Origin of the sequence: Microbulbifer aestuariivivens (assembly GCF_039545115.1) — a bacterium.
In the GTDB taxonomy this organism is placed as follows: Bacteria; Pseudomonadota; Gammaproteobacteria; order Pseudomonadales; family Cellvibrionaceae; genus Microbulbifer; species Microbulbifer aestuariivivens.
In genome coordinates this window covers 111,259-124,471 of sequence record NZ_BAABRT010000003.1, presented here as the reverse complement: position 1 = coordinate 124,471, position 13,213 = coordinate 111,259, and the positions used below count along the sequence as shown (strand labels likewise).

11 protein-coding genes are annotated in these 13,213 nt (G+C 60.7%); 10 read left to right on the top strand and 1 reads right to left on the bottom strand.

Features of this window, described 5'->3' with window-relative positions:
• Positions 1 to 133 precede the first annotated feature (133 nt).
• Entirely contained in the window at positions 134 to 1,180 is a 1,047-nt protein-coding gene (locus ABEA58_RS02875) for a LacI family DNA-binding transcriptional regulator (RefSeq protein ID WP_345548664.1), read from the bottom strand.
• A gap of 292 nt (positions 1,181 to 1,472) precedes the next feature.
• Between ABEA58_RS02875 and pgi the strand changes: the two genes are divergently transcribed.
• From pgi to ABEA58_RS02825, 10 genes are all read left to right on the top strand, one after another.
• The gene (pgi, locus tag ABEA58_RS02870; protein ID WP_345548662.1) at positions 1,473 to 3,215 is read left to right on the top strand and encodes a glucose-6-phosphate isomerase; all 1,743 of its coding nucleotides are present in this window, start codon (positions 1,473 to 1,475) and stop codon (positions 3,213 to 3,215) included.
• Between the two features lie 33 nt (positions 3,216 to 3,248).
• The gene (edd, locus tag ABEA58_RS02865) at positions 3,249 to 5,066 is read left to right on the top strand and encodes a phosphogluconate dehydratase (RefSeq protein WP_425563507.1); all 1,818 of its coding nucleotides are present in this window, start codon (positions 3,249 to 3,251) and stop codon (positions 5,064 to 5,066) included.
• 69 nt (positions 5,067 to 5,135) lie between these two features.
• On the top strand, positions 5,136 to 6,596 hold the full coding sequence (gene zwf / locus ABEA58_RS02860) for a glucose-6-phosphate dehydrogenase (RefSeq protein ID WP_345548660.1): 1,461 nt from the start codon (positions 5,136 to 5,138) through the stop codon (positions 6,594 to 6,596).
• A 57-nt stretch (positions 6,597 to 6,653) separates the two neighbouring features.
• Positions 6,654 to 7,367 (top strand): 6-phosphogluconolactonase, encoded by a 714-nt coding sequence (pgl, locus tag ABEA58_RS02855; RefSeq protein WP_345548658.1) that lies wholly within the window; start codon positions 6,654 to 6,656, stop codon positions 7,365 to 7,367.
• Between the two features lie 101 nt (positions 7,368 to 7,468).
• The gene (locus tag ABEA58_RS02850) at positions 7,469 to 8,092 is read left to right on the top strand and encodes a bifunctional 4-hydroxy-2-oxoglutarate aldolase/2-dehydro-3-deoxy-phosphogluconate aldolase (protein WP_345548656.1); all 624 of its coding nucleotides are present in this window, start codon (positions 7,469 to 7,471) and stop codon (positions 8,090 to 8,092) included.
• 77 nt (positions 8,093 to 8,169) lie between these two features.
• Positions 8,170 to 9,204, top strand: a complete 1,035-nt coding sequence (gene gap, locus ABEA58_RS02845) for a type I glyceraldehyde-3-phosphate dehydrogenase (protein WP_345548654.1) — start codon at positions 8,170 to 8,172, stop codon at positions 9,202 to 9,204.
• A 116-nt stretch (positions 9,205 to 9,320) separates the two neighbouring features.
• Entirely contained in the window at positions 9,321 to 10,760 is a 1,440-nt protein-coding gene (pyk, locus tag ABEA58_RS02840; protein ID WP_345548652.1) for a pyruvate kinase, read from the top strand.
• A gap of 346 nt (positions 10,761 to 11,106) precedes the next feature.
• On the top strand, positions 11,107 to 11,595 hold the full coding sequence (locus ABEA58_RS02835; RefSeq protein ID WP_345548650.1) for an ankyrin repeat domain-containing protein: 489 nt from the start codon (positions 11,107 to 11,109) through the stop codon (positions 11,593 to 11,595).
• A gap of 36 nt (positions 11,596 to 11,631) precedes the next feature.
• Positions 11,632 to 12,060 (top strand): ankyrin repeat domain-containing protein, encoded by a 429-nt coding sequence (locus ABEA58_RS02830; RefSeq protein ID WP_345548648.1) that lies wholly within the window; start codon positions 11,632 to 11,634, stop codon positions 12,058 to 12,060.
• Between the two features lie 199 nt (positions 12,061 to 12,259).
• Positions 12,260 to 12,874: an NAD(P)H-dependent oxidoreductase gene (locus tag ABEA58_RS02825; protein ID WP_345548647.1), complete on the top strand. Its 615-nt coding sequence runs from the start codon at positions 12,260 to 12,262 to the stop codon at positions 12,872 to 12,874.
• Positions 12,875 to 13,213: the final 339 nt, after the last annotated feature.

Below are 13,213 nucleotides of genomic sequence, written 5' to 3'. Positions count from 1 at the left end.
CTGCCCTCAATTTTTGAGGGCTTTTTTTGCCTGCCATTCGTTGAAAAAACTGGCGGGTGTCGATGTCTGGCGGCGCGGGCTGCGATGAGTTGGCAGTAAGGGGCGGGGGCTGGCAGCCGTTGTGGCCTGCGGGTTATTCCGGGGCCGGTCCGCTGGAGTCGCGCTGTACCAGTGCCGGGGTAAAGCTGCGTTGAATGCCGGCCTCTTTACTGGCGGAGCCGCTTTCGCTCGCCCCCTTGCTGCGCGCCTTGCTCAGGACCAGCGCCGCCGCGCACTTGGCGATCTCATTGTTGGGCTGGTGCGCCGTGGTCAGTTTTGGCCAGGTCTGGCGTGAGAAGGGGCTGTCTTCGAAGCCGACAATGGACAGCTGCCCGGGAATGTCGATATTCATCAGACGTGCGGCGAATAGGGCGCCTGCGGCCATTTCGTCGTTGCTGGCGAAAATGGCAGTGGGCGGGTTGGTGGATTGAAGCAGGGTTTTCGCTCCCTGCACGCCGGAATCGAAGGAGTATTCCCCTTTGAGGATCAGCCCTTCTTCGGCCGCGATGCCGGCGGCTCGAAGCGCGCGCTTATAGCCATCGAGGCGGCCATGGGTGGAAACGTGCTCCTCGCCCCCACAGAGAAACCCTATGCGCTTGTGGCCGTGATCGAGCAGGTGCCTGGTCAGCTCGTAGGCTGCGCTGCTGTCATTCACCTGAATGCAGTTGTCCTCGTCTTTATCCGCCGCCTCGGCAGAGACAATGCGGACATAGTCGACGCCGAGCTTCCTGACCGTATCGATGACTTCCGCTGTTTCCGAGAAGGGCGGGGTCAGCACCAGCCCCGCCACCTTGGAGTGCTCCACCAAATCTTCCAGCTCTTTGTGGACATCCGGTGACTTGGAGTTGCTGGGATGGATAAGCAGCTCGTAACCCCGCGCCTTGCAGGCCTCGAGGATGCCGTTTTGCATATCGATGACGTAATAGGCGTTGGGGTTGTCGTAGATAAAGGCAATGGTATAGGAGCGGGTGCCCGCCAGATTGCGCGCGGCCAGATTCGGGTGGTAGTGCAGCTCTTCGACCGCATCCATCACCTTCTTGCGGGTGACCGGGCGCACTGATGGTTCGTTGTTGATGACCCGGGACACGGTCTTGATGGAGACGCCGGCCTTGGCGGCGACATCATTGATGGTGACTTTCATGGCGGGTGCAGATCCTTATTGTTGTGGCCCCGCTGTGCGTTCCTATCGGGCCATAAAGGCGCATTTTAGCAGCAAAAAACGCCGTATTGGGCTTGGCTCGCAGGTCCAGTTCGGGGTTGTGCCTGCCGCAGGGGGTTTGTGAAATATTACTACAAGAGCAAATTGACAGCGTTGTCTTGATGTGGGACTCTCGCCTTTTGATGACAGCGTTGTCATATTCCTGCGCCAGCTAGGTCGCAGGAGGCTTCGCTCGGCAAAATGACAATAACGCTATCCGCGGCCCCCGAATCGGTTGGGCAGTAAGGATGAGAAGGATTACGAGGACCAGGGCACCATGGATATTACCCAGACCCAAAGCTGGCGCCAGTTGCAGGCGCTGGCCGAGCAGATGCACAGCACCCACCTGCGCGATCTCTTTGCAGACGACCCCGCCCGCGCCCAGCGCTACTCCCTGGAGTTGCCATCGTTCCTGCTGGATTACTCCAAAAACCTGATAGATGATGGGGTTTTTGTAAATTTATTACAGCTTGCCCGGGAGGCCGAGGTGGAGCCCTGGCGGGACAGCATGTTCGCTGGCGCATCCATCAATCGTACCGAGGACAGGCCGGTCCTGCATCCTGCGCTGCGTGGGAGTATCGCCGCCGAAGTGCGCTGGAATGGGGAGCCCGTGGCCGCCACTGTGCAGGCGGAGCTGCAGCGCTTGAAAGAATTTGTAAATTTACTACATAATGGCGCCCTGACCGGTTGTACCGGTAAGCCGGTGACTGATGTGGTCAATCTTGGCGTCGGTGGCTCCCATTTGGGGCCGCAGATGGTGATTGAAGCCCTGCGTGAATACCGCAAGGGGGCTGTCGATGTGCACTTTGTGTCGAATGTCGATGGTGCGCAGTTGGCAGACATCCTGCAGCGCCTGAATCCAGAGACGACTCTGTTTCTGGTCTCATCAAAGACTTTCTCCACTGCGGAGACGCTGACCAACGCCCAGAGCGCACTCGGCTGGCTGGGTTCACTGGCGAGCCGTGAGGAATTGCTGAGCCGACACTTTGTCGCGGTGACCGCCAGCCCCGGGCGCGCCCGGGCTTTTGGTATTGAGGCGGAGAGAATCTTCCGCTTCTGGGATTGGGTTGGCGGCCGTTTTTCCCTCTGGTCGGCCATTGGGCTGCCGGTGGCGATTGCGGTGGGTTTTGAAGGGTTTCGCGCGCTGTTAGATGGCGCGGCGGAGATGGATCGCCATTTTCGCGAGGCGCCGCTGGAGCAGAATGCGCCGGTGCTGATGGCATTGACCAGCGTCTGGTACTGCACTTTTATGGGCTATCCGGCCCACGCTGTGCTGCCCTACGACCAGGCTCTGCATATGTTGCCGGCCTATCTGCAGCAGGCGGAGATGGAGAGTAACGGCAAGTCCACCACCAGGAACGGGGAGGAGGCCGCGTACGCCACCGGCCCCCTGATATGGGGGCAGTTGGGTATCAACGGCCAGCACGCTTTCTATCAGTACCTGCACCAGAGCCCGGCGGTTGTGCCGGCGGACTTTATCGGCAGCGTCGCAGCGGGCCATGAGCTGGAAGGCCACCATGAGATTCTGCTGGCCAACCTGTTCGCCCAGAGCCAGGCGCTGATGCAGGGAGTGAGCCGCGAGGCGGTGATGGCGGACCTGCGGGCCCGCGGTCTGGATGAGGCCGAGGCGGCGGCGCTGGCGCCCTTCAAGGTGCACAGGGGCAATCGGCCGAGCAATACGATTCTGATGAAAAAACTTTGCCCGCACTCGCTGGGGGCTTTGGTTGCGCTCTACGAGCATAAGATTTTTGTTCAGGGCGTCGTTTTACAAATTTATTCCTTTGACCAGTGGGGCGTTGAGCTGGGTAAAGGTCTCGCTTCGGCACTACAACCAAAGCTGGGCAGTGGTGATCTGAGCGAGGAAGACGCATCCACGACGCGGCTGATCGAATATTACCGGCGCACCGTCGCCGTTACTGCCAAAGCCGAGGAAGCCGCCAAGGCTGAGGCTGCCACGAGGGCAGAGTTCACCGGATAAACAAAGCCGGATAAGCAAAAGAGCATAGGGGTTATGGTGCACAGCAAGGTTCAAGCAGTTACACAGCGGATTGTCGAACGCAGCGAGGAAACCCGGGCGGAATACCTCGCCCAGGTGGCGCGCTCGCACATCCAGGGGCGGGCCAGCAGCCATCTTTCCTGCGGCAACCTGGCCCACGCCATCGCCGCTTCCAGCGAGCACGACAAGGATCTGATCGCCTCGGGTCGCGGCCCCAACCTGGCGATTGTGACCGCCTATAACGATATGCTGTCGGCGCACCAGCCCTATGGCACTTACCCCGATCTGATCAAAAAGGCCGCGGCCAGCAATGGCGCCTCGGCGCAGGTTGCGGGCGGTGTGCCGGCCATGTGTGACGGTGTCACTCAGGGGCGCGCCGGCATGGAACTGAGCCTCTTCTCCCGCGATGTGATCGCCATGGCGACGGCCATCGCCCTCTCTCACGATGTGTTCGAGGGCGCTTTTTATCTGGGTATCTGCGACAAAATTGTGCCGGGGCTCGTGATCGGCGCCCTCGCGTTTGGTCATCTGCCGGCGATGTTTGTGCCTGCCGGGCCGATGCCCAGCGGCCTTTCCAATTCGGAAAAGGCGCGGGTGCGGCAGCTCTATGCCGAGGGCAAGGTCGGGCGCAAGGAGTTGCTGGAGGCCGAGAGTGCCTCCTACCACAGCCCGGGCACCTGCACTTTTTACGGCACGGCCAACAGCAACCAGATGCTGGTGGAAATGATGGGCCTGCAGCTGCCCGGCAGCTCCTTCGTCAACCCCGGCACCGAGCTGCGCCAGGCCCTGAATGAAGCTGCGGTCAAGCAGCTGGTGCAGATCAGCGAGCCCAGCCAGCACACCCCTATCGCCAAGATCCTGACGGAAAAGGCCTTTGTGAACGGTATCGTCGGCCTTCTCGCCACCGGCGGCTCCACCAACCACACCCTGCACCTGATCGCCATGGCCCGCGCCGCCGGCATTCAGATCACCTGGCAGGACATGGCGGAGCTGTCTGCGGTCGTGCCGCTGATGTGCCATGTCTACCCCAATGGCAGCGCCGACATCAATCATTTCGCCGCAGCCGGCGGCATGCAGTTCCTGATTCGCGAGCTATTGGATGCGGGCCTGCTGCACGACGATGTGCACACGGTACTGGGCGAGTCCGGCCTCAGGCCTTACTGCCAGGATCCTTTCCTGAGTGAGGACAAAAAATCCGTAGTCTGGCGTCCCACTGTCGAAGACAGCGGCGATGCCAGCATCCTGCGTCCGGCCAGCGAACCCTTTTCCGCGCACGGCGGCCTGCAGCTGCTGGATGGCAATCTGGGGCGTAGCGTGATCAAGGTTTCCGCCCTCAAGTCCGATCAGCTCTATATCAAGGCGCCGGCGATTGTATTTGAAAGCCAGGATGAACTGCTGGAGCGGTTCAAAGCCGGCGAGCTGGAAAAAGATTTTGTCGCCGTCGTCCGCTTCCAGGGGCCCCAGGCCATCGGCATGCCGGAGCTGCACAAGCTGACCCCAACGCTGGGCGTGCTGCAGGATCGCGGTTTTAAAGTGGCGCTGGTGACCGATGGGCGCATGTCCGGGGCATCCGGCAAGGTGCCGGCGGCCATTCATATGTCACCGGAAGCCGTCGAGGGTGGCGCTATCGCCAAAGTGCGCGATGGCGATGTGATCGAGCTGGACGCCAGCGCCGGCAAATTGCTGCTGCATGTGGACGATGCCGAGCTGCAGGCGCGCCCGGCGGCACAGGTGGACCTCAGCGCGCACGGCAATGGCATGGGGCGCGAGCTGTTCAAAAACCTGCGCGCGCTCGCCACCGGTGCCGAGAGCGGCGCGAGCATTCTCTACTGAGTGCTGCGGCGGCGGGCGCTAACGGCGCCCGCGCCAATTCATTGACAGGGAAACTGACAGAGAACATTTATGGCCAATCCCTTCGACATGGTTTTGTTTGGTGGCGGTGGCGATCTCGCCCTGCGCAAGCTGATACCGGCGCTCTACCGGGCGCACCTGGAAGGCAGTCTCGATGAGGCGTCGAGGATTTTTCCGGTCTGTCGTCGCCAGGAGGATGCGGACAGCTATCTGCAAACGGCCCAGAACGCGCTGAAGACGCACCTGCGTGACAGCGAGTATTCCGACGAAGACTGGAATGTATTCAAGACGCGCCTCAGTGCAGTGGCACTGGATATCGCCGAGGCGGATGCGCAGTGGGATCACCTGGCGGACCTGCTTGGAAATGATGTGGAGCGCGCCCGCATCTTCTATCTGGCGATCCCGCCGGCAGTGTTTGGCTCCTGTTGTGAAAACCTGTCCCTGAAAGGCCTGATTCACGAACAGTCCCGCGTGGTGGTGGAAAAGCCCCTGGGCTATAACGCCAGCACCTCGGATGAGATCAACAGCAAAATCGCCACCTATTTCCCGGAAAAAGACATTTTCCGTATCGACCACTACCTGGGTAAGGAAACGGTCCAGAACCTGCTGGCCCTGCGCTTCAGCAACGTGCTGTTTGAGCACCTGTGGGACGCGCAGACCATCGATCATATTCAGATCAGCATTTCCGAGACGGTTGGCCTCGAAGGCCGCGCGGGTTTTTACAACGAAGCCGGTGCGTTGCGCGACATGGTGCAGAACCACCTGCTGCAGCTGCTGTGCCTGATCGCGATGGAATCGCCCAACCGCATGAATGCGAAAAATATTCGCGCGGAAAAAATCAAGGTACTGGAAGCCCTGCGTCCGCTGGTGGGTATCGAGGTGGACGAGAATATCGTGCGCGGTCAGTACGTCGCCGGTGGCATCGGCCAGCAGCTGGTGCCCGGATATCTGGAGGAGCTGGATGCGCCATCCAGCAACACGGAAACCTTCGTTGCCATCCGCGCGCACATCGATAACTGGCGCTGGACGGGAGTGCCTTTCTACCTTCGCACCGGCAAGCGCATGCAAAAACGCTGTGCCGAGATCGTGATCCAGTACAAGAAAGTTTCTCACAACGTCTACGACAGCTCCGCTGGAGAGGCGGTGCCGAACCGCCTGGTGATTCGCCTGCAGCCGGAGGAAAGCATCAAGCTGGTGCTGATGGCGAAAAAAATGGACAGCCTCGAGATGGAACTGAAACCCGTCGAGTTGAACCTGAGCCTGTCGGATACCTACGACAGCATCCGCAGTGATGCCTACAAGCGCTTGATGCTGGATGCGGCGGATAACAACCCGGCGCTGTTTATCCACCGCGATGAGGTGGCCGCGGCCTGGGCCTGGGTGGACCCCATCATCGAACACTGGCGCGCCACTGCTGACCAGCCGTGCCTGTACCGCGCTGGCAGCTGGGGGCCACAGGCCTCCGAAGACCTGCTGCGGCTGGATGGCCGTGAATGGGTCAATGCCAAATAAATCCGTTAAATCAACGCACACCAAAACAAAGCAAAAAGCGAGACCGAGGCTAACGCCATGATGATTGAGGAGAAGTTTTTTCCGGATCGCGAGCGGCTGATTCAGGCGCTGGCGAATGACTGTGCCAGCAAGCTGCAGCAGGGAATCAAGGACAGTGGCCGGGCCACCTTTCTGGTTTCCGGTGGCAGCACGCCGGAGCCGGTTTACCGGGAACTGTCCAAGCGCCCGCTGCCCTGGTCCGACATCACCGTGGCGCTCGTCGATGAGCGCTGGGTCGAGAAAAATGAAGGCGGCAGCAACCACGCCTTTATCGAAAAGAGCCTGCTGCAGAACGCCGCCGCCGAGGCGCCATTTCTGGGCATGAAAACACTCCATGCCAACGCCGCGCAAGGTGAAGCCGAATGCGAACGCGCCTACGGCGAACTGCCGCGCCCGTTTGATATCTGCCTTCTCGGTATGGGCAGTGACGGTCACACCGCCTCGCTTTTCCCCCATGCCGAAGGCCTCGAAGCCGCTCTGGATGTCAATGGGGGCTCGCTGTGCAAGGCCATCACCGCGCAGCAGAGTGCGGTGACCGGCGCGCACACTGAGCGCATGACCCTGACCCTGGCCGCGATCCTGCAGGCGCGGGATATCAAGCTGCTAATCACCGGCGAAGACAAGCTCAAGGTCTATCGCGAAGCCCTGCTGGGCAGCGATGAACTGGAAATGCCGATTCGCAGCATCCTCAAACAGGGGCTCAAGGCCGTCACCGTTTACTGGGCGCCGTAAGTCCGTCATTTTTTAGCGCTACCTATTCTCCCCATTAGCGCCATTCAAAATTGATAAGAAAAGAGGGGGGTAAACCGCCCCCGGAAAACTGGAATTTAACCATGCAGAAACAGCTTGCCGAAGTTCTGGCGCAGGCCGGCATCGTACCGGTGCTGGTGATCAATAACTCTGAGGATGCCCTGCCACTGGCGCGAGCGCTGGTGGAGGGTGGCCTCAATGTACTCGAGGTAACCCTGCGTACTGAGGCGGCGCTGAAGGCGGTGGAGGAAATCGCCAGGCACCTGCCGGACGCGCACGTGGGGACCGGCACGGTGCTGAACGGCGCGGACCTGCAGCGCTCAGTGGATGCCGGGGCGACATTTATGGTCAGCCCCGGCGCTACTGAAAGCCTGCTGGATGCGGCGGAAAACCACCCTGTGCCACTGCTGCCAGGTGCCGCGAGTGCGTCTGAGGTGATGCGTCTTCTGGAGCGTGGCTATCGCTACCAGAAGTTTTTCCCGGCCGAGGCCGCCGGCGGGGTGGCGATGCTGAAATCCCTCGCCGGCCCACTGTCGCAGGTGCAGTTCTGCCCAACCGGCGGTATCGGCCCGGACAATGCCGCCGACTATCTGGCGCTGCCCAGTGTGATCTGCGCCGGCGGTTCCTGGATGGCCTCGGCAAAGCTGGTGGCAGAAAAAAACTGGGATGAAATTACCCGGCTGGCAAAGGCCGCGGCCGCGCTGTGACCAGCGGCGGCACACGCGCCAGATCGAGAGCGCCGGCCGCAACAGCCACTAATAAATTTAAAATTGAGGCAAGTGACATGAAACTGAAAATTGCAATTAATGGCTACGGGCGCATCGGCCGCAATGTCACCCGGGCAATCTACGAATCCGGCTACAACGATCGCATCCAGCTGGTCGCTATCAACGATTTGGCACCCGTGGAATCCAATGCCCACCTGACCCGCTTCGATACTATTCACGGCCGTTTTAGCACGCCGGTGTCTGTGGACGGCAATGAGCTGCTGATCGGTGGCGACCGCGTGCGAGTGTGCCAGGAGCGCGATCCCGCACAATTGCCCTGGGCCGAACTGGAGGTGGATCTGGTGCTGGAGTGCACCGGCCTCTTCACCGGCCGCGAAGCCGCCTCCGCGCACAGGAAAGCGGGCGCCAAAGCGGTGCTGATTTCCGCGCCCTCCAAGGATGCGGACCTGACAGTGGTCTACGGTGTAAACGATGACGAGCTGACCGCCGAGCACAAAGTGGTTTCCAACGCCTCCTGCACCACTAACTGCCTGGCGCCGGTGGCCAAGGCACTGCACCGCGCGCTGGGCATCGAGCGCGGCTTTATGACCACCGTGCACGCCTATACCAATGACCAGAACACCCAGGACGCAGTGCACGCCGATATTTATCGCGCCCGCGCCGCCGCCGACAATATGATTCCCACCAAGACCGGCGCCGCCGCCGCTGTGGGTCTGGTGCTGCCGGAACTGAAAGGCCGCCTGGATGGCATGGCCGTGCGTGTGCCGGTGAGCAATGTGTCGCTGGTGGATTGCCAGTTTATCGCCGAGCGCGATACCACCGTTGAAGAGGTGAACGCGATCATGAAGGAAGCTGCCGCCGCGAGCCGTGGTGTGCTGACCTTCTGTGACCAGCCGCTGGTTTCCGTGGATTTCAATCACACCACGGCTTCCAGCCACTTCGATGCCAATCACACGCGGGTGAATGGCAAGCTGGTCAAGGTGATGGCCTGGTATGACAACGAGTGGGGCTTCTCCCATCGCATGCTGGACACCAGCCTGGCCATGGCCGAGACACTGCAGCTGCGTGTGCCGGTGGCGGAGTCCGCCTGAGCGGCACAGGAAAATGGCCAGTCAAATTAAGGCCGACAAGTATACGAGTAGGGTGGGACTCCCCACCTTTTTGCGCGCCAGCGCCCCAGACATCATCGGAAACTACATAGCTGTTTATGATCCGCCATACCAAAATTGTCGCCACACTGGGTCCCGGTACTGACAAGCCGCGCGTTATCGAAGAAGTGATCCGCGCCGGGGTGAATATCGTGCGCCTGAACTTCTCTCACGGCTCGGCGGAAGACCATCGCCGCCGCGTGCAAGCGGTGCGCGAAGCCGCCGCTGCGCAGAGCAAACTGGTGGCTGTGCTGGGTGACCTGCAGGGGCCAAAAATCCGCATCGCCCGTTTTGCCACGGGCAGCATCTGGCTGGAAACCAACAGCGAATTCACTCTGGACGCGGACTGCCCGCCGGAGGCCGGCGATGAGCAGCGGGTGGGTATCGATTACCCCAGCCTGATCGACGACTGCGAAGCGGGCGATATCCTGCTGCTGGACGACGGCAAGATTCGCCTGGAGGTGACCGGCACCACCCCGCAGAAACTCTACTGTCGCGTCCTGCAGGGCGGCAAGCTGTCCAACAACAAGGGGATTAACCTGCTGGGCGGCGGCCTGTCGGCGCCGGCGCTGACTGAGAAAGACTACCGCGATATCAAACTGGCTGCGGAGCTGGATGTGGATTTCCTCGCGGTCAGCTTCCCCCGCTGTGCCGCAGATCTGCAAACCGCCCGGCGCGCCATGGAGGCCGAGGGCAGCAAGGCGGCGATCGTGGCCAAGGTGGAGCGCGCGGAAGCGGTGGCCTCCGACGAGCAGATGGACGAGATTATCCTCGCCTCCGACGCCATTATGGTGGCCCGTGGCGACCTCGGCGTGGAGATCGGCGATCCGTCACTGGTGGGGGTGCAGAAGAAGCTGATCAACCGGGCCAACGCACTCAACCGCGGTGTGATCACGGCCACCCAGATGATGGAGTCCATGATCACCAGTCCCACGCCGACCCGCGCGGAAGTGATGGACGTTGCCAACGCGGTACTGGATGGCACCGACGCGGTGATGCTGTCCGCGGAAACCGCCGCAGGGGATTTTCCGGTGGCGGCGGTTGAAGCCATGAGCGAGGTGATCGTGGGTGCGGAGCGCTATCTCGGCAGCGTCAACCGCCCGGCGACCCAGAGCCGGGCTTCAGACCGTATCGACACCGTTATCGCCCAGGCGGCGGTTGATGTGGCCGCAAGGGTGGAAAACCTGGTTGCCGTGGTGGCACTGACCGAGTCCGGCCGTACGCCGCGCATGATGTCCCGCGCCACCACACAGCTGCCGATCTACGCGCTCACCCGCCACCCGGCGGTGGCCCGGCAGCTGGTGCTGTTGCGGGGTGTGGAGCCGGTTTTGGACTTTGATCCGGCGGAGATTCCACTCGGGCACCTGACCGAATCCATTGTCGAGGTAGTCGGTGCGCGTATGGAACTCAAGAAAGGCCAGCGTATCCTGATTACCCAGGGCGACCGCCTGAATGTTGGTGGTCAGACCAACGCCATGCGCATTAAAGAGATCGAGTGAGCTGTGCTCGCCGCGCCCAGTCCAAACAGGCTGGGTGCGGCGAGGGCAATCCACTCACGCCGCCAGCGGCCACTCCTGATCCACTCACTATTGGGTGGTTCTTCAATCAATATTTTTCATTTGTTTTTTACTTTCTTTACCGGTTCATTTTTTCCCGCGTCACTCAGTCACTGCCCGGCTAATTTCCATCTGTTGGCAGTGTATTTCCCGCACCGGTTGTTTCTCTGCCCAGCCCAGCCCAACCCCTCTGCAATTGCCTGCAAGCGCTGGTGTCCAGTTTTGGGGAATGCGAGTGGACGCACCATACTCTTAATGGTGTTGTTTTAACGCATTGCGGGTGCGCGCCATGTCTTTGCCTCCATTGCACAGTGCCCTGGTCCAGCAGCAGTTGCCGGCGCTTGAAAGCGCCCTGAGCGGCGGTGCCGATCCGAATGCCGTGGACCCTATTATGGGCAATGCGCCTCTGCATCTGGCTGCGCAAATCCCCGATAGCCGTTTTTTGCAGCGGCTGATCGATGCCGGTGCCCTGATCAACCAGCAGACACCCCAGCATGGCGTTACGGCGCTAATGGTGGCGGTCTGGCACCGTCAGCCGGACAACGTGGCCCTGCTGCTGGCGCAGCCAACGGTCAATCTGGAGATCGTTGCGCATTTTGGTATGAAGGCCGAGGCGCTGATCGACTTTGGCGCTTCCAGCGATGATGCATTCGGCCGGCAGCAGAGCACACATATGGCGGCGCTATTTGCCGAGGCCCGCGAACAGCGGGCCACATGGCAGGCGCGGCTGCTGGCTTTCAATATTGTGGTCGATGCAATTCTTTCTGACGCCGACTAGGCCAGGCGGATTGAGGCCCTCACCGATCTCAGTCACTTGAATGGCAAAAGTCCGGTGCAGAGTGATGGCAATGATGGTCACACCGCCTTGCTGGTGGCGGCGCGGGATGGACTGCCGCTTGCGGTCAATGCCCTGCTGGCCCGGGGTGCGGATCAGACTCTGACCGATTACTACATGAAGGCGGTGCCCCTGCACAAAGCCGCTTACAACGGCCATGCCGGAGTGGTCCGCGCATTGGTTTCCGCCCCGGGGGCTGAGACGGTGCTCAACGCCCAGGGGCCCAACAATGGCTACAGCCCGCTGCATGACGCTACCTGGCACGGCCATGCGGAGGTGGTGCGCGCGCTGCTCGCTGCCGGTGCCGATCCCGGCCTGCGTGGTTTTGATGGCCGCCGCCCCCTGGATTTGGCGCGCGCCTACCACTACCCAGCAATCGTTGACCTGCTGAGCGCGCACCAGGGCTGAATCACCTTTCCTGAGGTTTGTGTTCTTGAGTTGTCACCTGTTCGCCGAAATCCGTCAGCGCTAACACCTAACACCTCACACCAAATACCTCAGCACTAATGCCTCAGCCCTAATGCCTGGGGTCTTGTCCACTGAAGGAGTCGTCATGAAGATTTTGATCGTCTGCTGGCATCCGGAGCCGCAAAGTTTCTGCTAGGCCATGTTCCAGAGTGCGGTGGATTACCTGTCCCAGCAGGGGCACCAGGTAAAAACCTCCGATCTGTTTGCCATGAAGTTTGACCCGGTTTCCGGCCGCCACAACTTCAAGACCGTGAATGACCCGAATTATTACAAACAGCAGCTGGAGGAGATGCTCGCCAGCAAAGAGAACGGTTTTGTCCCGGAGCTGGATGAGGAAATGACCAAGCTGGAATGGTGCGACCTGTTGATTATCCAGTTTCCCCTCTGGTGGTTTGGTTTGCCGGCGGTGCTCAAAGGGTGGGTGGACCGGGTGTTTGTCATGGGCCGCATATACGGCGGTGGCCGGATCTACGACACCGGGGTGTTCAAGGGCAAAAAAGCGATGCTGAGTCTGACCACTGGTTCACCGCAGGAGTCCTACCAGCCGCACGGTTTCAATGGCGACCTGATGGGCATCCTGCGCCCTATTCATAGGGGCATTCTGCAATTCACCGGTTTCACTGTGCTGCCACCTTTCACTGTTTACGGCCCTGTGCATTTAACCCCGGAGCAGCGCCAGGGAGAGTTGACTCGTTTCTGCCGCCGTCTGGAAACCATTGACAAGGATGCCCCGCTGGACATTGGGGAATACTGACCGCGTTGCAGTCACCTCTAGCGGCCACAGTGGAGTGGCTTGGCCAACGCAGCAGCCCCCTGTAAACCCGGGAAATGCAGGCCGCATCCACTGCGGAAAGCATCCCAGCCTCCGGGGAACATAGTCGGGGCGAACAAATAGAGAGGAAGTGCGGCGAACAAGACGGACAAGCAGAGCCCAGAGACAGGGCGAACAGAGAGGGCCAAGAAGGCCCCGTGAAGATACCGTGAAGATACCGTGAAGATACCGTGAAGATACCGTGAAGATACCGTGAAGAGAAAAGAGCTGCTGGCGGCCTCCAGGGGTTGCGCTTTGCCCGTCCGGTAATCGCCGGTATTG

What these genes read in the sequence shown, in the direction of transcription:
- zwf (WP_345548660.1), top strand. Translation starts at nt 5,136, where the DNA reads ATGGCCAATCCCTTCGACATGGTTTTGTTTGGTGGCGGTGGCGATCTC.
- ABEA58_RS02850 (WP_345548656.1), top strand. Translation starts at nt 7,469, where the DNA reads ATGCAGAAACAGCTTGCCGAAGTTCTGGCGCAGGCCGGCATCGTACCG.
- pyk (WP_345548652.1), top strand. Translation starts at nt 9,321, where the DNA reads ATGATCCGCCATACCAAAATTGTCGCCACACTGGGTCCCGGTACTGAC.
- edd (WP_425563507.1), top strand. Translation starts at nt 3,249, where the DNA reads ATGGTGCACAGCAAGGTTCAAGCAGTTACACAGCGGATTGTCGAACGC.
- gap (WP_345548654.1), top strand. Translation starts at nt 8,170, where the DNA reads ATGAAACTGAAAATTGCAATTAATGGCTACGGGCGCATCGGCCGCAAT.
- pgl (WP_345548658.1), top strand. Translation starts at nt 6,654, where the DNA reads ATGATGATTGAGGAGAAGTTTTTTCCGGATCGCGAGCGGCTGATTCAG.
- ABEA58_RS02835 (WP_345548650.1), top strand. Translation starts at nt 11,107, where the DNA reads ATGTCTTTGCCTCCATTGCACAGTGCCCTGGTCCAGCAGCAGTTGCCG.
- ABEA58_RS02825 (WP_345548647.1), top strand. Translation starts at nt 12,260, where the DNA reads ATGTTCCAGAGTGCGGTGGATTACCTGTCCCAGCAGGGGCACCAGGTA.
- ABEA58_RS02875 (WP_345548664.1), bottom strand. Translation starts at nt 1,180, where the DNA reads ATGAAAGTCACCATCAATGATGTCGCCGCCAAGGCCGGCGTCTCCATC.